Origin of the sequence: Mesorhizobium marinum, from assembly GCF_040813675.1 — a bacterium.
GTDB classification, from domain to species: domain Bacteria; phylum Pseudomonadota; class Alphaproteobacteria; order Rhizobiales; family Rhizobiaceae; genus Mesorhizobium_K; species Mesorhizobium_K marinum.
On the sequence record NZ_JBFOCI010000005.1, the window covers coordinates 366,253 to 383,436 of the forward strand.

The 17,184-nt window shown below is 65.7% G+C and carries 14 protein-coding genes; 3 read left to right on the top strand and 11 right to left on the bottom strand.

The genetic code is table 11. The annotated features are described in order from the left end of the window. Window positions 1-22: 22 nt before the first annotated feature. From ABUE31_RS17610 to ABUE31_RS17655, 10 genes are all read right to left on the bottom strand, one after another. On the bottom strand, window positions 23-1,525 hold the full coding sequence (locus ABUE31_RS17610; protein WP_367724989.1) for a pyridoxal-phosphate dependent enzyme: 1,503 nt from the start codon (window positions 1,523-1,525) through the stop codon (window positions 23-25). 214 nt (window positions 1,526-1,739) lie between these two features. After that, the gene (gene cofH / locus ABUE31_RS17615; protein WP_367724991.1) at window positions 1,740-4,160 is read right to left on the bottom strand and encodes a 5-amino-6-(D-ribitylamino)uracil--L-tyrosine 4-hydroxyphenyl transferase CofH; all 2,421 of its coding nucleotides are present in this window, start codon (window positions 4,158-4,160) and stop codon (window positions 1,740-1,742) included. Next, window positions 4,157-4,843, bottom strand: a complete 687-nt coding sequence (gene cofC / locus ABUE31_RS17620; protein ID WP_367724992.1) for a 2-phospho-L-lactate guanylyltransferase — start codon at window positions 4,841-4,843, stop codon at window positions 4,157-4,159. The genes cofH and cofC overlap by 4 nt, the downstream gene beginning before the upstream one ends. After that, on the bottom strand, window positions 4,840-5,823 hold the full coding sequence (gene cofD / locus ABUE31_RS17625) for a 2-phospho-L-lactate transferase (RefSeq protein WP_367724993.1): 984 nt from the start codon (window positions 5,821-5,823) through the stop codon (window positions 4,840-4,842). The genes cofC and cofD overlap by 4 nt, the downstream gene beginning before the upstream one ends. Continuing rightward, entirely contained in the window at window positions 5,820-6,584 is a 765-nt protein-coding gene (gene cofE / locus ABUE31_RS17630) for a coenzyme F420-0:L-glutamate ligase (protein WP_367724994.1), read from the bottom strand. The genes cofD and cofE overlap by 4 nt, the downstream gene beginning before the upstream one ends. 4 nt (window positions 6,585-6,588) lie before the next feature. Beyond that, complete coding sequence (gene npdG, locus ABUE31_RS17635; RefSeq protein WP_367724995.1) at window positions 6,589-7,254, bottom strand: NADPH-dependent F420 reductase; 666 nt, start codon at window positions 7,252-7,254, stop codon at window positions 6,589-6,591. 232 nt (window positions 7,255-7,486) lie between these two features. Further along, window positions 7,487-8,203, bottom strand: a complete 717-nt coding sequence (locus tag ABUE31_RS17640; protein WP_367724996.1) for an ABC transporter ATP-binding protein — start codon at window positions 8,201-8,203, stop codon at window positions 7,487-7,489. Then, complete coding sequence (locus tag ABUE31_RS17645) at window positions 8,196-8,990, bottom strand: ABC transporter ATP-binding protein (RefSeq protein ID WP_367724998.1); 795 nt, start codon at window positions 8,988-8,990, stop codon at window positions 8,196-8,198. The genes ABUE31_RS17640 and ABUE31_RS17645 overlap by 8 nt, the downstream gene beginning before the upstream one ends. Further along, window positions 8,990-10,063, bottom strand: coding sequence for a branched-chain amino acid ABC transporter permease (locus ABUE31_RS17650; protein ID WP_367724999.1), 1,074 nt, complete (start codon window positions 10,061-10,063; stop codon window positions 8,990-8,992). The genes ABUE31_RS17645 and ABUE31_RS17650 overlap by 1 nt, the downstream gene beginning before the upstream one ends. Next, complete coding sequence (locus ABUE31_RS17655; RefSeq protein WP_367725001.1) at window positions 10,060-10,932, bottom strand: branched-chain amino acid ABC transporter permease; 873 nt, start codon at window positions 10,930-10,932, stop codon at window positions 10,060-10,062. The genes ABUE31_RS17650 and ABUE31_RS17655 overlap by 4 nt, the downstream gene beginning before the upstream one ends. Before the next feature lie 508 nt (window positions 10,933-11,440). Here ABUE31_RS17655 and ABUE31_RS17660 point away from each other — a divergent pair. Further along, window positions 11,441-11,635: a hypothetical protein gene (locus tag ABUE31_RS17660; RefSeq protein WP_367725002.1), complete on the top strand. Its 195-nt coding sequence runs from the start codon at window positions 11,441-11,443 to the stop codon at window positions 11,633-11,635. 117 nt (window positions 11,636-11,752) lie between these two features. Beyond that, complete coding sequence (gene murA / locus ABUE31_RS17665; protein ID WP_367725003.1) at window positions 11,753-13,045, top strand: UDP-N-acetylglucosamine 1-carboxyvinyltransferase; 1,293 nt, start codon at window positions 11,753-11,755, stop codon at window positions 13,043-13,045. A 59-nt stretch (window positions 13,046-13,104) separates the two neighbouring features. Here the strand turns inward: murA and recQ are convergent, their stop codons facing one another. Next, window positions 13,105-14,898 carry a DNA helicase RecQ gene (recQ, locus tag ABUE31_RS17670; RefSeq protein ID WP_367725004.1) on the bottom strand — a complete coding sequence of 598 codons (1,794 nt, stop codon included), beginning with the start codon at window positions 14,896-14,898 and terminating at the stop codon, window positions 13,105-13,107. A gap of 311 nt (window positions 14,899-15,209) precedes the next feature. Here recQ and ABUE31_RS17675 point away from each other — a divergent pair, with 311 nt between their 5' ends. Next, window positions 15,210-16,814, top strand: coding sequence for an SIR2 family protein (locus ABUE31_RS17675; protein WP_367725005.1), 1,605 nt, complete (start codon window positions 15,210-15,212; stop codon window positions 16,812-16,814). Window positions 16,815-17,184 lie beyond the last annotated feature (370 nt).

The following is a 17,184-nucleotide window of genomic DNA, read 5'->3' on the forward strand; positions in this document are numbered from 1 at the left end:
TCCGGCGCTACACCGACGCGCGTCAGTTCAAGCCGGCTTCGGCGTTGAATTCGTTGATTAACTGGTCCCAGGCCGGCGCGGAGGCAGCAATGCCGTCCCAGAACGCCTGATCCTTGCGCCGGTCGAAATCGTCGATCTCGACGCCCTGCTGCTCGACCCAGGTGTAGTAGCCGAGGTTGAAGATGCGCCGCCGCTCGCCCTGGTCCAGTTCCAGCACGTGCTGCGTCGTCAGGCCGGCGAGGTCGCCCAGGAACACGCGGTCGGCCTCGGCCGCGCCGAACCCGTCGGGGAAGAATTTGCGCCGCGCGCCGTCGGCCTCGGTCGCATACATGCGCGCGCTGTCCGTGGCGATCGTCATGATCACGTCGTCGGGGCCATAGTTCATGTGGCGGGCAAGCTTGATCGCCGCGGCGATGTTGGCGAAGCCCGAGATGCCGATTTCCGAAAACGCGGCGATCGCGTCGGCGTCGAGGCCGGTCTGGCGCAGCACCGCGGCCCTGCCCTCATCGCAGCTGAACAGCAGGTTCAGCCGGTCGGTCACCTGGTCCGAGACGGCGATCACGAAATCCGTGTTCATCACGTTGTGGATCAGCGGAATGTGCTTGTCGCCGATGCCCTGGATGTTGTGCTCGCCATAACCGTTCTCCAGCATGGTCGGGCATTCCAGCGCCTCGACGGCGGCAATGCGCGTCCCGTGAAGCGCCTTCAGGCGGTCGCCCGCGGCAATGGTGCCCGCCGAGCCGGTTGCCGAAACGAACGCGGCAAGCCTCGTGCGGTCGGTCTTGCCAGGCAGCGCCGCATAGACGGCATCGCAGGCGGTTCCCGTCACCACGTGGTGCGCCATGTAGTTGGAGAAGGCGGAGAACTGGTTGAGGATGACGTTCCGCTCGTCCAGCGCCAGTTCATGGCACTTGTCATAGATTTCCTTGACGTTGCTCTCCGTGCCGACCGTGCGCACGATGTGCGACGGGTCGGTGATCCAGCGCTCCAGCCAGTCGTAGCGCTCGCGGCTCATGCCCTCCGGGAGAACGGCGACGCCGTCACAGCCCAGGATGCGCGAGATCGCCACCCCGCCCCGGCAGTAGTTGCCGGTCGACGGCCAGATCGCGCGGTGGCGCGCCGGATCGAAGCGTCCGGTGACCAGCAGGCTGACCAGCCCGGCATAGGCCGGCAGGACCTTGTGGGCGCCGATCATCGGGAAATGCGATCCGAGGAGCACCACGATCGGGGCGGAAACGCCCGTCAGCGCCGGCGGCAGGGTGACGCTCGCGGGAACACCGGTGCGGCTGCGCCTGTCGGCGGCATTGAACCAGTGCACTCGCCAGAGATTGGCCGGATCGGGACTGTCCGGATCGACGCCCTCCAGGCGCTCAAGCGCCCGGGCCGGAAACGGTGCGAGACCGGCAAGCTCGGCAAAGGTCGGCAGGACCAGCCGCGAGGCGCGCGTCCGCTCGACGGCGGACAGGCGTATGGCGGCATCGACCACTTCGGCCCTGTCGACAAATCCGTTCCGCGTCTCTGCCATGACACCCTGCTCCTCCTTGGCCGCCATTCCTCAGCAGCCAAGTGAGACTATCATACTAATAATAGTATGTCTACTTGATGATAAGAATTGCCACAGCCCTTCTGGCGCGGGAAAAATTGGGCCGCCGCACACCATCAGGATGCGCGGCGGCCCTCTAAATCGTTGACTTCACGTATCTATTCGGCCCGGTCAGGGAACGGCCCAGGACGGACCTCTAGTGGACCCCGCCGACCTGGAGCACAGGCGCACCCGCCTCGCGGGCGCTTGCCGCGGCAAAGGCACGCTCGCGAATCTCCGCGCCGGCATTGCCGTAGAGCGTATTGCGCAGGCGCGGCAGCCTGCCTGCGGACACGATCATCCGTTCCATTTGCTGCGGCGTCATTTCCTGACCGAAGCTGGCGCCGGCGGAACGCGAAATGCTTTCGTCCATCAGCGTGCCGCCGAGATCGTTGACGCCGGCGTTCAGGCAATGGCGCACGCCTTCCGGCCCGAGCTTCACCCACGACGCCTGGATGTTGGTGATGTGCGGATTGAGCGCGAGCCGCGCCACCGCGTGCATCAGCACCGCTTCTCGGAAGGTCGGGCCGGGCCGCGAGCGGCCCTTCAGATAGATCGGTGCTTCCATGTGCACGAACGGCAGCGGCACGAACTCGGTGAAGCCCCCGGTCTCGATCTGCAGGTCGCGCACCCGCATCAGATGGCGCGCCCAGTTCTCGTAGCGGTCGATGTGGCCGAACATGATCGTCGCCGTGGAGCGCAGACCGAGTCCGTGCGCTGCGCGCATCACGTCGAGCCATTGCTGCGTGTTGATCTTGTCGGCGCACAGATGCTCGCGCACCTCGTCGTCGAGAATTTCGGCTGCCGTACCGGGCAGGCTCTTCAGGCCCGCCGCCTGCAGGCGGCCGAGGAACTCGGCGACCGGCAGGCCGAGCGTCTGCGCGCCCTGCGACACTTCGAGCGGCGAGAAGGCATGCAGGTGGATCTGCGGCACCGCGCCGCGCACCGCTTCGCAGATGTCCAGGTACTTCTGCCCGGTATAGGAGGGGTGGATGCCGCCCTGCATGCACACTTCGCTTGCGCCGCGGTCCCACGCTTCGCTCACCCGGCGCGCCACCTCGTCCATGCCGATGTCGTAGGGACGGCCGCGCAGGTTCTCGCTGAGCTTGCCCTTCGAGAACGCGCAGAACTGGCATTTGAAGTAGCAGATGTTCGTATAGTTGATGTTGCGCGTGACGACGTAGCTGACCACGTCGCCGTTCACCCGGCGGCGCAGTTCGTCGGCGGCCTGGCAGACGGCGGAGAAATCGTTGCCGCGTGCCCGGAACAGGCGCACGATCTCGGCCTCGCCGAGCAGCGCGCCGTCCTGCGCCTTGTCGAGGATCGCCTGGATGTCGAACCGCGCCCTTGCCGGTATAGGGGGCTTTACCAGCGCGGCGTCGGCGGCAGGCGGCGCGTCCTGGCGGCCGGGGCACCAGCTGTCGCTGCGCGGCCAGCCATCGGCGTCGATCAGGTTGTAGAGTGGCGTGCGCATCTTCTGGTCGACCCATTTCAGCGCATGGCGCGCGTGGGACGGGTAGATCGCCAGCCGCTCGGTCAAAAGCTTGCCCGCCCCGGCCGTCGCCCGTGCCAGTTCCTCCAGATGCGGCCAGGGCGCCTCCGGGTTGACGTGATCGGGAGTGACCGGCGAGACGCCGCCCCAGTCGTTGATGCCGGCGCCGACGAGTTGCTGCAGCGCGCCCGGGCTGAGATTGGGCGGCGCCTGGATGTTCATCTCCGGCTCGAACAGCAGCCGGGCGACGGCGATGGTCCACAGGTGGTCGTCGAGGGTCGGCGCGTCCACATCGTGCATCAGCGTGCCCGGCTTCGGCCGGAAGTTCTGCACGATGATCTCCTGGATGTGCCCATGCGCATCGTTCAGGTCGCGCAGGGCCAGCAGCGAATCGATGCGCTCCTCGCGCGTCTCGCCGATGCCGATCAGGATTCCCGAGGTGAACGGGACCGCGTGCTCGCCGGCGCGCTTCATGGTGTCGATGCGCGCCGCCGGAATCTTGTCCGGCGAACCGTGGTGCGGCTTTCCCTTGCCGCACAGCCGCTCCGAGATGGTCTCGAGCATGATGCCCTGCGATATGGACACCGGGCGCAGCGCGCGAAAATCCTCGTCGTCGAGCAGGCCGGGGTTGAGATGCGGCAGCAGGCCGGTCTCGCGCCAGACCAGGTCGGCCATTTCCGCCAGGTAGGAGAGCGTGGTCTTGTGTCCCAGCGCTTCGAGTTCCTCCCGCGCGATGCGGTAGCGAAGCTCCGGCTTGTCGCCCAGCGTGAACAGCGCTTCCTTGCAGCCTGCCCGCTTGCCCGCCACGGCAATCGCGAGGACTTCGTCCCGCGTCAGGAAGGCCCTCTCGCCCTTGCGCGGCGGGTGCGCGAACGTGCAGTAGTGGCAGACGTCGCGGCAGAGCTGGGTCAGCGGAATGAAGACCTTGCGCGAATAGGAAACGCGGTCGCCATGCGCCGCGTCGCGCCGCTGCGCGGCGGCGGCAAGCAGCGGTTCGAGGTCCGCGATGTCGATCAGGCCCAGCGCCTGGTGGCGATCGAGCCGCCGGTCGAGCGGAAAGTCCTTCAGCAGCGTTTGCGCTGTCATGGCTGCAACTCCTCCTTCAGCCATGCCGTCGCCGGCACGGGGTTGTCTTGCGCCAGGCGTCGAACAAACGCCCGCGTGCGCGTCGCGGCGCCGCCTTCGGCGCTGCAGAACAGATCAGATGAAACGTCGATGTCGTGCCCGGCGCCTTCCAGGTGAAGCACCCACGGCGCGATGCCGGCGGCTTGCGCCAGCGCCAGGTGACGCGAAAAACTGTCCGGGCCGAACGCCGTCTCCATCAGGTTGGACGGCCTGATGCCGAGCATGTTGGTGCCGCCGTCGCGCAGGGCCGGCACCAGCACCAGGGCGTGTGCGTCGAGCGCTTCGGCGACGGCGTCGACCTCCGCCGGGCTCAAGAAGGGCACGTCGCCCGGCACGACGATGGCGCCGTCGCATTCGCGGCCGAGGAGCCATTCGAGCCCCTGCCGCACCGCCTCGTTGGTGCCCGCCTCCAGCCGGTCGGGCACCACCGCGGCGCCGATCCCCTTGGCCAGCTGCATCGCCTGCGCATCGTTGGTGACGACGACGATCCCGCTCAGCCGTTCGGAAGCGACAAGCACGTCGAACACGTCGCGCAACATCGCATCGGCGAGTTCCCGTCGCTCGGCCGCGCCCAGCAGCAGCGACAGGCGGGATTTCGCCCGGTCGAGCCGCTTGACGGGAACGATGGCCCAGTAGCCGCTCATGTCGCCGCCGCCTTCGCCGCGGCCAGCCGCAGCGCGAAGCCGAGCGCCTCGCGGGCAAGCCTCTCGCGGTCGTCGTCGGTCGACATCAGTGTGGCGGTGGCATGGGTCGGCCCGTCGATCGCGCCGCGCTCTGCGGCATCGCCGCTGTCGATGACGAGGCCCGAGACCAGGCCCCGGTAGTGATCGCCGATCGCCATGTTCGTCGCCGCCAGGCCGAGTTCGGCCATGATCTTGCCGGTCGGCCCCTTGACGGCCTTGCCGCCGATGATGGGCGACACCGCGACGACCGGCGCGCCGGCGTCCTGCAGCAGCCGCCGCATGCCCGGCACCGCAAGGATCGGGTCGATGCTGAGGAACGGGTTCGAGGGGCATATGACGACCGCCTCGAGCCCGGGATCGCCAAGCGCCGCGCGAACCTGCGCCGTCGGCTGCGCCTTGTCGGCGCCGTCGAAGCGGATCTCGCGCACGACCGGCGCGCATCGGCGTTCGACGAAGTAGCGCTGGAAGGGCAAGGCGCCTTCCGGGGTCACCACCGTCGTGCTCACTTTTTCGTCGCTCATCGGCAGGATTTCGGCCTCGATGCCGAAGCGCTTCGCGAACGCGGCGATGATCCCGGTCAGCGGAACGCCGGCGCGCAACTGGCGCGTGCGCTCGACATGCAGCGCCAGGTCACGGTCGCCGAGCCGGAACCAGGTCTCCGCGCCGAGATCCTCCAGCACGCTCATGAAGTTCCAGCTCTCGTCGCCGCGCCCCCAGCCCAGTTCCCGGTTGGCAAGCCCCGAAAGCGTGTAGAGCACCGTGTCGAGATCGGGCGATATGTGCAGGCCGAGATGTTCGAAATCGTCGCCGGTGTTGACGACGACGGTCAGCCGGTCGCCCAGGATGCGCGCCAGCCCGAACGCCAGCTTGGCGCCGCCGACGCCGCCGCACAGCGCAACCACGCGCCCCTTCGTCGTGATGGTCGAGGCAGCCGCGGTCATCGGAACATGTCCCGCTTCCTGTCGCGGATGAGCGCCGCGGCTGGCCGTTCCGGCGCTGTCGAGCGAAAGCCGCGAATGAGCGCTGCGGGCATGGCCTCGGCGGCCTGCCCCATCAGCAGCGATGCGGCCGAAGCCAGTTCGTCGGCGGTCGCGATCTCCGTCACCTTCAGTTCGCGACCGAACAGGTCGACCGCGCCGACGCGGTCGACCAGCGACGGAATGCCCGCGGCGCCGATGGCCACCCCGACGACGCCGTTGCGCCAGGGGCGGCCGAAACTGTCGTTGATGACGACGCCGACCGAGACGCCGTGCGCGGCGTCGAGCCGGGCCTTCAGCGCCGCCGCCGAGCCGTCAGGATCGCGCGGCAGGAGCAGCACGCGCCCGCCGCCCTCGCCGTGGCTGATGTTGGATTCGTCGATCCCGGCATTGGCCATGACCAGGCCGAGCTTGTGCGCGGCGACGATGACGTGCTGGCCGACCTTGACCAGTTCGTCGGATTCGCCGAGCACCACCTCGACATGGCGCGGGTCCTTGCCAAGTTCGGCGGCCAGTTCCCGCGCCCTCGCCGAGGGGGTGACATCGTCCAGGTTGACGTAGCGGCCTTCGGCCTTGGACACGATCTTCTGCGCCAGCACCAGAATGTCGCCGTCGGCCAGCGCCAGCCCGTTGTCGCGCAAAGCCGCTCCGATGATCGTGGCGAGGTCGTCGCCAGGCTCGATCAGCGGAATTCCGGCCAGCGCATGAAGGGAAACGGGCTGCACGGTCTCAGGCCTGCGCCGCGTCTTCCAGGCCGGTGATGGCAATGCCGGCGCCGAGCACCTTGTACTGGCGGTTGATCCAGATCAGCACCGAGGTCAGCGCTTCGGCGGCGGCCGAGTTGGCCAGCGAACCGCCGCCCACGCCGCGATTGGCCACCGCGCCGGCAAGCGTGATCACCTGGTCGCGGGCATCCTTGTCGTCGCTGAAAACCAGCACGTCGCAATCGGCGCGGCCGCCCTTGTGCAGCTTCGCCGCGCCCACGTTGTGGAAGGCGGAGACCACACGCACCCCCTCGCCCAGCAGGTCCTGCGCGATCTGCGCCGCGGATCCCTCCTCCGGCAGCTGAACCCTGGAAACCTTCGGCGGGACGAGCGGCACCGCCGCATCGACGAGGATCTTGCCCTGCACGGCGCCGCGGATCTCCTCGATCGAAGCCGCGTGGTTGGAGAACGGCACCGCGAGAATCACGATGTCGGCGGCTTCCGCGGCCCCGACATTGGTCAGTCCACGAACGCCGGCGCCCAGCTGCGCCGCCGCATCCGCGGCCTTCTCGGCCGAGCGCGAACCGATCACCACCGCATATCCGGCATTCGCCCAGGCGCGGGCGAGGCCCGATCCCAGGTCTCCGGTTCCCCCGATAATGCCGATGACGGGTTTCGACGTGTCAGCCATAAGTTTCCTACCTCACTCGTTTCTGGAGAGCGATCGGCGGCGGTTGCTTGCGCGACCGGGATGCCATCGATCAGCCTACTCGAAACATACTATGTTTAGTAAGATAGTGCAAATAAAATTGCAGGTGGCACGGGAATTGTCCACCACCAACGCGCAAGGGCCCGAAAACCGGAGGTCTTCGGGCCAATGGCTTGCAGCGGTGTGGGGGCGCGCAGGCGCGCCGCGCGTGGTATCAGGCGTGTACCCCGGCCCCCAGATACGCTTCCCGCACATGCGGGTTCTTGATCAGCTCCTCGCCCTTCCCTTCAAGCACCATCGAGCCCGCTTCGAGCAGATAGGCGTAGTCGCACATGTCGAGCGCGGCAAAGGCGTTCTGCTCGACCATCATCACGGTGGTGCCCGATTCGCGGATGCCCTGGATGATCGAGAAGGTCTGCTCGACGATGTTGGGCGCAAGTCCGAGCGACGGTTCGTCGAACATGATCAGCTTCGGTCGCGACATCATCGCCCTGCCGATGGCCAGCATCTGCTGCTCGCCGCCCGACAGCGTACCGGCCACCTGCTTGCGCCGCTCTGCCAGGCGCGGGAACAGCGCGAGCACGCGGTCGAGATCTTCGGCGATGCCCTTCGCGTCGCGACGCAGATAGGCGCCGATCTCCAGGTTTTCGAGAACGGACATTTCACCGAACACGCGCCGCCCCTCCGGGCAATGGGCGATGCCCTTCGCCAGGATGCGGCCGGCGGCCATGCTGGTGATGTCCTCGCCGTCGAAGATGATCTGCCCGGAGGCCGCCGGCACGAGGCCGGAAATGGCCCTGAGCGTCGTGCTCTTGCCCGCGCCGTTGGCGCCGACCAGCACCACCAGCTGCTTCTTGTCCACCTTCAGCGAGACGCCGTCGAGCGCCGTCACCTTGCCGTATCGGCAGACGAGATTCTTGATCTCAAGCATTCTTGACACCTCCTCCCAGGTAGGCCGCGATCACTTCGGGGTCGTTCTGGATCTCGGAAGGCGTGCCGTTGGCGATGATGCGCCCGTAGTTGAGCACGACGATGCGGTCTGAGATCTTCATCACCATCGGCATGTCGTGCTCGACGAGCAGGATCGTCATGCCCTTGGCTTTCAGCCGGTTGAGCAGGTCGATGAAGCGGCCGGTTTCCGACGCATTCATGCCGGACACCGGTTCGTCCAGGAGGAGCGCGCGCGGGTCGGCGGCCAGCGCCAGGGCGACGCCCAGCAGCCGTTGGTCGCCGTAAGGCAGGCTGCCGCCCATTTCGTCGGCTTCATGCTCGATGCCGACGAGGCGCAGTATCTCCCACGCCTGCTCGCGCAGCGCGGCCTCCGCCTTGCGCTCGCCGGGCAGCCCCAGGAGCGTCCCGAGCAGGTTTGGCGCCGTGCGCCGGTGGAGACCGATCAGCACGTTCTCGAACACCGAGATCTTCTCGAACACGCTGGTGCGCTGGAAGGTGCGCACCAGGCCGAGGCCGGTCACCTCATGCGGCTTCAGCCCATCGAGCGAGGTTCCGCGGAAGCTCACATGGCCCTTTGTCGGCCTGTGGAATCCGGTGATCACGTTGAAGGCCGTGGTCTTGCCGGCGCCATTCGGGCCGATCAGGCTGACCAGTTCGCCCTCGCGCACCTCGAAGCTCATGTCCGAGATCGCCACCAGGCCGCCGAAATGCACGGCCACATGCTCGACCGCCAGGATCGGTCCGGATGGTTGGGTGTGTGCATTCATCACGAGTTGACCTTTCCCGAACCTGCCATGGCCAGCGTCGAACCGCCTTGCTCGATCTTGCTGCCTGCCGAGCCGTTCTTGCGGTTCGGCTTGGCAGCACGGTTGAACCAGCGCTCGATCGCCGGAACGATGCCTTCGGGCAGAACGAAGACGACGAGGATCATCAGGACGCCGTACAGGATCCACTGGACCTCGGGGCCGACATAGTTGCGCAGGAACACCGGCGCGAGACCGAAGATCAGGCCGCCCACCAGCGGACCGGCCAGGGTGCCCTTGCCGCCCGTGATCACCATGATGACCATCGTCACCGTATTCAGGAACATGAAGATCATGGGATCGATGATCTGGATGTAATGGGCGTAGAGACCGCCGGCGAGACCGGCCAGCGCGCCGGAGAAGATGGCCGCGAGGACGAGGTACTTGGTCACGCTGATACCCACCGACACCGCCAGCGTCTCGTTCTCGCGCAGCGCGATCATGGCCCGTCCATAGGGCGACTCAACCAGCCGCTTGATCAGGAGATAGGCGAGCGCGATCAGGACCAGGACCAGATAGTAGTTCTGCGCCTTGCCCCACAGCGTCACATAGCCCGTCCATTCGAAGCCGAGCGTGAGCGGCGGAATGCCGGGCAGGGCCAGCGGCCCGTTCGTCAGTTCGACCCAGTTGAGCGAGACGAGGCGCACCACCTCGGCGAAGCTGATGGTGACGATGACGAAATAGGCGCCGCGCACCCGGAAGGCGAGCTTGCCGATCAGGTAGCCGCACAGCCCGGCGGCCATCGCGCCGAGGATGAGCCCGACAAAGGCGGGCCAGGGCTCGTGCGTGATCTGAAAGCCGAACACCGAGAGGCTGAAGCCCAGCGACGTCAGCGCGCTGACATAGGCGCCGATGCCGAAGAAGGCGACATGACCGAGGCTGAGCTGCCCGGTGTATCCGAGCAGCAGGTTGAGGCTCATCGCGGCCAGCATGAAGATGCCGGCAACGACGAGGGTGTGCAGATAGTACTGGTCCTGCAGCCAGAGCGGCACGGTTGCGAAGAACGCAAGCGCGACAAAGGGAAAGACCTGTTTCATCCGACGCGCTCCGCCCGGGCGAACAGACCCGTGGGTTTGAAGAGAAGAACAATGATGATGATCACGAAGCCCATCGCGTCGCGGTAGCCGGACGAGATGTATCCGGCGCCGATCTCCTCGGCGAAAGCCAGGATGAAGCCGCCGATGGCCGCTCCCGTGATGTTGCCGAGCCCGCCGAGGATGACGATCGCGAACGCCTTCAGCGATGCCAGGTCGCCCATCGTCGGCGTCACCACGAAGACCGGTCCGAGCAGCGCGCCGGCGGCGGCGGCCAGGGCCGAGCCGAAGCCGAAGGTCATCGTGTAGATGGCATTGATGTTGATGCCCATCAGCGCGGCCGTGCTGCTGTCCTGGAAGGTCGCCCGCATCGCCTTGCCGATCTTCGTCCGGTTGATGACGATGTAGGTGGCCGCGATCAGGATCAGCGCGATGATCAGCACCATGACGCGCAGCCACGAGACCGACACCGGCCCGATTACGAGCGGCGCCTCAGGCAGCGGCGAATTGATCGACTTGGCGATGCCGCCCCAGCTCAGATGCTCCAGGTTCTGCATGACGATCCACGCGCCGATCATGATCAGCATCGTCGTGTCGATGTCGGCGCCGCGTTTTGGGCGCAGCAGCGTGAACTCGATGATCGCGCCCAGCACCATGCCTGCGGCGATGGCGAAGGCGATCGAGACGAAGAAGTTCATGCCGATGATGGTGGCGAAGAAGTACATCATGTACGCGCCGAACGCGTAGAGTTCGCCATGCGTGAAATTCACGATCCTCATGATGCCGAAGATCAGGGTCAGTCCGATGCCGAGAAGGGCATACGTACCTCCCATGATGATCGTATTGACGAGGTGCTGCAGCAGCTGATCCAATACTTCTCCTCCCTGCGTTCCTGTTCAAACGGCCCTCCCGCTCGCGGCACGAAGCCTGAACGCGAAAGGGCGCCTGTTCCTCCAACGCGACTGAGCGTCCGCGCTCGGTCGCACAACCTTCGGCATCTGAAGGAAACCCACAGCCAATCCCCCCTCACCCTCGGGTTTTGGCTTTACGTCTGGGCCCCAGCGCCTGAACATCGCAGTCAGCACAAATCGGATGCAGCCTGCTGCAGATTCGTGCACATTGTTGTTATCTTCACATCATTCCAATATTAATATCATTCCTCGCGGCGGTTGGCAACAAGCCAGGTGGGCCGGTCACCATTTTGGACGGCCATCCACGCGTAGCGGCCCTTGAGGCGCCAACGCGAGGAGCAAAGCCAGCGCAAAGCGCGGCGATGCAGGACATCACGGAGAGCCAATTGCCGCCGCGGGCCCGGATCGGCACGCCTGCCCTTCACGCAGGCCGCCACGCCCGCTAGTCTCGGCGCATGTGGAGCGTGACATGGTGAAGGCAGGCGACGCGACCGGCGCGGGTGCGGCGGGCAAGAGCGACCGCAAGGCCCGGCTGGCCGAGGAGCTGCGCGCCAACCTCCAGCGCCGCAAGGCGCAGGCGCGCTCGCGGCGCACCGGCGGGGCGGACGAGCGGCCGGAAGGGCTCGGCGTGGCCGACAGGCCGGAAGCGGACGCCGAGGAGTGACGAGGCGCCGGCCCGCGGCGCCGGCAAACGTGCATCAGCTGTTCCTTGAACCGATTGAGACGATGGTTTAGAGGGGCCGTTCAGACCAGAGCCGGAGCGCCGGCGGGGGACATCGCCATGGACAGCATCAGGGTAAAGGGCGGCAACGAGCTCAACGGCCGCATTCCGATTTCCGGCGCCAAGAACGCCGCGCTGCCGCTGATGATCGCCTCGCTGCTGACCGACGACACGCTGACGCTGGAGAACGTCCCGCACCTGGCCGACGTCGAGCAGCTCATCCGCATCCTCGGCAACCACGGCGTCGACTATTCCGTGAACGGCCGCCGCGAGAAGCAGCAGGAAGGCTATTCGCGCACCATCAACTTCACCGCCCGCCAGATCGTCGACACCACCGCGCCCTACGAGCTGGTCTCCAAGATGCGCGCGTCCTTCTGGGTGATCGGCCCGCTGCTCGCCCGCATGGGCGAGGCAAAGGTGTCGCTTCCGGGCGGCTGCGCCATCGGCACGCGCCCGGTCGACCTGTTCCTCGACGGCCTGCAGGCGCTCGGCGCCGATCTCGACGTCGAGAGCGGCTATGTCATCGCCAGGACGAAGAACGGCCGGCTGACCGGCAACCGCTACGTCTTCCCGAAGGTTTCCGTCGGCGCCACCCATGTGCTTCTGATGGCGGCGTCGCTGGCCAAGGGCGAGACCGTCCTTGAAAACGCCGCGCGCGAGCCGGAAATCGTCAACCTCGCCGAATGCCTGAACGCGATGGGCGCGCGGATCACCGGCGCGGGCACCTCGACCATCACCATCGAGGGCGTCGATTCGCTGTCGGGCGCGCGCCACCGCGTCATCCCCGACCGCATCGAGACCGGCACCTACGCCATGGCGGTGGCGATGACCGGCGGCGACGTCGTGCTCGAGGGCGCGCGCGCCGACCTGCTCGAGCGCGCGCTCGGCACGCTGTCGGACGCGGGCGCCGAGATCACCGCCGTCGACGACGGCATCCGCGTCAGGCGCAACGGCAACGGCCTGCGCGCCGTCGATGTCGCGACCGAGCCCTTCCCGGGCTTCCCGACCGACCTGCAGGCGCAGTTCATGGGCCTGATGACGATGGCCAACGGCCAGTCGAGGATCACCGAGACGATCTTCGAGAACCGCTTCATGCACGTGCAGGAGCTGGCGCGGCTCGGCGCGCGCATCTCGCTCGCCGGGCAGACGGCGATCGTCGACGGCGTCTCCCGGCTGAAGGGCGCGCCCGTCATGGCGACCGACCTGCGCGCCTCGGTGTCGCTGGTCATCGCCGGCCTCGCGGCGGAAGGCGAGACCACGGTCAGCCGCGTCTACCACCTCGACCGCGGCTTCGAGCGCCTCGAGGAAAAGCTCGGCAATTGCGGCGCCATCGTCGAGCGTCTCTCCGGCTGACCGCCCGGAAGGCCCCCGTCCCCTCCCCGATCGAACCGCGGGCAAAGCCCGCCGCGTCGTCACGCGTGCTCGGCGATCACCGCCAGGAAGGCCGGGCCGTAGCGGTCGAGCTTGGCATCGCCGACGCCTGATACCTCGGCCATCGCGGCGCGCGACGACGGTCTTGCCGCCGCCAGCTCGACCAGCGTCCTGTCGTGGAAGATCACGTAGGGCGGCACGTTCTGCAGGCGCGCGATCTCGGTGCGCTTCTGCCTCAGCGCCTGGAACAGGTCCTGGTCGGCCTCGCCGACGGCCGCCTGCGCGGCGCCGCGCGCCACCTTGCCACGCCTTGCGCGCGGCGGCGGCGGCACGCGCAGCATCAGCGCCGGCTTGTCGCGCAGGAAATCGCGGCCGGCGGGCGCGATCGACAGGCCGCCATGTCCGGCGAGGTCGACCTCGACCAGCCTCAGTGTGATCAGCTGGCGCAGGATCGCCCGCCATGTGCGGTTGTCGTGCTCGCGGCCGATGCCGAAGGTGGAGATGCGGTCGTGGCCGAACTGGGCGATGCGCTCGTTCTCGACGCCGAGCAGCACGTCGACCACATAGGCCTGCCCGAAGCGCTCGCCGGTGCGGTAGATGCAGGACAGCGCCTTCTGCGCCGCGATTCCGCCGTCGAACAGCTTTGGCGGCTCGGCGCAGGTGTCGCAATTGCCGCACGGCCCGGCATGGTCGCCGAAATAGGACAGCAGCACCCGCCGCCGGCAGTCGGCCGTCTCGGCCAGCCCCAGCAGCGCGTCGAGCTTCTGGCGCTCCATGCGCTTGCGCTGCTCGGGCGCGTCCGATTCCTCGATGAAGCGGCTGCGCAGCGCCACGTCCTCGGAGCCGTAGAGCATCAGCGTGTCGGAGGGCAGCCCGTCGCGCCCGGCGCGCCCGGTCTCCTGGTAGTAGGCCTCGATGCTGCCCGGCAGGTCGAGATGCGCGACGAAGCGCACGTCCGGCTTGTCGATGCCCATGCCGAAGGCGATGGTGGCGACCATGACGACCGCCTCGCCGCGCTGGAAGCGCGCCTGGTTGGCTTCTCGCGCGGCCTTGTCCATGCCGGCGTGATAGGCGAGCGCGTCGTAGCCGAGGCCCTGCAGCCAGGCGGCCGTCTCCTCGGTCTTGCGCTTCGACAGGCAGTAGACGATGCCGCTCTCGCCCTCGTGCCGCTTCAGGAAATCCTTCAGCTGGGCGCGCGGATTGTCCTTCTCCTCGATGGCGTAGCGGATGTTGGGCCGGTCGAAGCCGGCGATGAAGGCGTCGGCCTCGTCGATGTCGAGATGCGACAGGATTTCCTGGCGCGTCGGCTCGTCGGCGGTCGCCGTCAGCGCCATGCGCGGCGTGCCGGCAAAGCGTTCCGCCAGCGCGTCGAGCTGGCGATAAGACGGCCGGAAATCATGCCCCCATTGCGACAGGCAGTGCGCCTCGTCGATGGCGATCAGCGACAGTCTTACCCCGTCCAGCTGCTCCAGCACGCCCGGCCTGAGCAGCGTCTCGGGCGCGACGTAGAGCAGGTCGAGGTCGCCGCCATGGATGGCGCGCCAAAGCGCGCGCCGCTCGTCGCCGGGCAGGTCCGAATTGAGCGCGGCGGCCCTCACCCCGGCCTGGCGCAAGGCCGCCACCTGGTCGGCCATCAGCGCCAGCAGCGGCGAAACGACCAGCCCCATGCCGGGCCGCACCATGGCGGGGATCTGGTAGCAGAGCGACTTGCCGCCGCCCGTCGGCATCAGCACGAAGGCGTTGTTGCCAGCGATCACATGCGCGACGATGTCGGCCTGCGGTCCCCTGAAGGCATCGTAGCCGTAGACGGTCTTGAGGATTTCGAGGGCGGGCATCGGCAAGGCACGGGAGAATCACGGGAAGCGTCCTTCATAGCAGCTTCGCCGCGATTGTGGCTGCGATGCGCGTTCCCTTCCTTCTCCCCTTTGAGGGATAAGGTGGCCTAGCCGAGCGAAGCGAGAGCGAGGACGGATGAGGGGTGCTCCAGCTTGGCGCCAAATCACCGTCAGCCGCGTCTGTCAACTCGATCCCCAGCTTCGAATTTCTCTAAGAAGCACCGTTCGAGAGCTGTCGTACAACGCAAATGACTTTGGTGGTGAGCGGATTTTGTGGCAGGACTGCCTCGGCGAAATAATAGAGAATCGATGTGGCTCGTCCTATTGAAGAGTTGCAATCTATCCTGCAGAAACATCCTGCGGCTCCGTTCCTCTTCATAGGCTCGGGCTTCTCGCGGCGCTATCTGGGCCTAAGCGATTGGGCAGGACTCCTACAGCGCTTTTGCGAGCCAATTCGAGATTTCGGTTATTATATATCGAAGGCCAACGGCGATCTGCCCAAAGCCGCATCAAACATGGCACAAGATTACAACGAATGGTGGTGGTCTGCGCCCGACATGGCCGACAGTCGGTCGCAGTTCGCAGGCCTTATAAAGGGCAGTGCCGACGCCTTGAAGGTCGAGATTGCTAAATATCTTAGCCAGTATTCGCTGGAGGATGCGCGCAACTCTGAATTCGGCGGCGAGATCGCTGCATTGTCCAAGATCGCCGTGGACGGGGTGATCACCACGAACTGGGACTTCTTTCTTGAGGAGCTTTTCCCGGACTACAAAGTCTTCATTGGTCAGGAGGAGCTGCTCTTCTCAAACCCACAGTCGATTGGAGAGATCTACAAGATCCACGGATCCGCGAGCGACCCTCGAAGCTTGATTCTAACAGCTGAAGACTACGCTGAATTTAACGCGAGAAACCCGTACCTCGCAGCAAAGCTGGTAACAATATTTGTCGAGCATCCGATAATTTTTTTCGGATACTCGATCACAGATCCTCATATCCGCGCGCTTATATCTTCAATCGCAAGATGTTTGCCCCAGCACAAGATCGACACATTTCAGCAGAACCTCATTTTCATTCAGCGCACTGATGGCGATGAGCAGCCGGTCATTGAAAAGACGACGATACAATCTGGCGAGTTCAGTGTGACGATGATGGTGGCGAAGTTTACGGATTTCGGTGAGATCTACGCGGCGCTATCCGAGTCGAAGAGGAAGATGCCAGCAAGGGTCCTACGTTTCTTCAAGGAACAGCTGTATGAGTTGGTGCATGCGCCCGTCGACAGCGAGAAAAAGATCGCGGTCGTAGACTATGACGAGATCGGATCTGCGGAGTCGGTAGAATTCGTGGTCGGAGTTGGTGTTGCCCAGCGTCAGCAAGACCTAGGCAAGAAAGTCGACAAGGCAGCTGAAAGTGCTCTGGCGAAGAAGGGCTATGCAGGAGTTTCGCCTGACGAAGTATTCGTCGATTGCCTCCAGACCAAATCGAAATTCGACGCTTCCGACCTACTCGGCTCCGCTTTTCCGGCCTATGCCAGATCGAACCGCACGTTCATTCCAGTCTTCCGGTATCTGCACGCTGCGAAAATTCGATCTGAGAAGGAACTGGCAGCGTCGAGCTACGAAGGAGCCAAGAAGGTCGTCGAGAAGTTGCGAAAAGCAGATTATACGCTGCCATCATACGGAAAGCGCTTTAAGTCGTCCTTTGCAGGCCTGTCAACCAAAGCGATTATCGAGAAGGCCACTGACCCTATCGAGGCACTTCTGATGGTTCCGTTCCAACCTCCCCGAGAAATCGATCCGCACGAACTTCGTCAGTTCCTTCACGCCAATTCTGGCAATTTTAAACAGGACCCGTACCGGACAGCATATCGCAAGGCGGTCTGCTTGGTTGATCGATTGATCTACGGTTTTCGGTCGTGACACCGCATTCCGACGTTCGGTCCTGTGTAAAGGCCCGATCAAGCTCCGCGCTCCATTCTCGGGAGGTATAGCGCGCGGCGCCAGGGGAGCAGGATAGCCGCCACCCCCAAAAAAATCGCCCCACCTTTATCCACACCCCAAAAACCTCCCGCATAATCCGTCCCGTCCTTCCTGCCGGGAACGCTCCGGAGTCGTTCGACAGCGGGGAAGGACCGGCGCCTCCGGTGGCGGGTTGACGAGACCTGCCGCCCGGGGAGGCCGCGTCCTGGGTTCCCCTGCCGCCACTACGGGCGGCGCGTGCTGGACGAGCACATAGCCGGAGAGGCCGATGCCGGAAGGCCAAAAAGCCGGAGGCAGAGTGTATCGAAGG